Source organism: Dellaglioa sp. CoH-57-MRSF-22, assembly GCF_056781895.1.
Window position 1 is genome coordinate 1 of sequence record NZ_JBXAXT010000233.1, and the last position, 261, is coordinate 261.

General features: G+C 56.7%; 1 protein-coding gene. It reads right to left on the reverse strand.

The genetic code is table 11. The features are described 5' to 3' along the window. Positions 1 to 261 (reverse strand): hypothetical protein (locus AC1RPR_RS08910; protein WP_481763589.1); only part of this gene is annotated, 261 nt, incomplete at both ends.

The following is a 261-nucleotide window of genomic DNA, read 5'->3' on the forward strand; positions in this document are numbered from 1 at the left end:
GGGGTTATGTTATTGACCTTCAGGACCGGCGCAAACCCAATGTCCAGAGTACCGTCCGAAGCGATCGTGATGTGGCCATTTGTCGAGGCCTTAACACCACCAAGCGTCGTGGTGTTGGCAACGGGCAGTGAGTACGGAACCGGCTTATTGATCAGGTCGTTGTAATCACCAGTGGCCGCGACGCGTGCCGCATCCGGAATGTCTCCGATCTTCAGCTCAACGTCACCCGTCTTTCCGTTGACCGAGGTCACGGGAAATGCG